This window comes from Ochrobactrum sp. SFR4, assembly GCF_019730395.1.
In the GTDB taxonomy this organism is placed as follows: Bacteria; Pseudomonadota; Alphaproteobacteria; order Rhizobiales; family Rhizobiaceae; genus Pseudochrobactrum.
Genome location: NZ_JAAPBB010001183.1, coordinates 1 through 245, shown reverse-complemented (window position 1 = coordinate 245; position 245 = coordinate 1). Strand labels below are relative to the sequence as shown.

Annotated in this window: 1 protein-coding gene; it reads left to right on the top strand. The window is 54.3% G+C overall.

The window, feature by feature from the left end; genetic code table 11:
* Positions 1 to 245, top strand: a 245-nt coding sequence (locus HBA93_RS22785) for a proton-conducting transporter transmembrane domain-containing protein (RefSeq protein WP_286202157.1), incomplete at both ends; no start/stop codon positions are given.

Here is a 245-nt window from a genome sequence, read left to right as displayed (position 1 = left end):
TCTGCCGTTGCCGCGATTTTCCATATGGTCAATCATGCGATTTTCAAAGCCTCGCTGTTTATGGCTGCGGGCATTATCGATCATGAAACCGGCACGCGTGACCTGCGAAAATTGAGCGGGCTGTTCCGCTTTATGCCGGTGACGGCGACACTCGCGATGGTTGCCAGTGCGGCGATGGCCGGTGTGCCGTTGCTGAACGGGTTTATCTCCAAAGAAATGTTCTTTGCTGAAGCCGTGGAAACCCA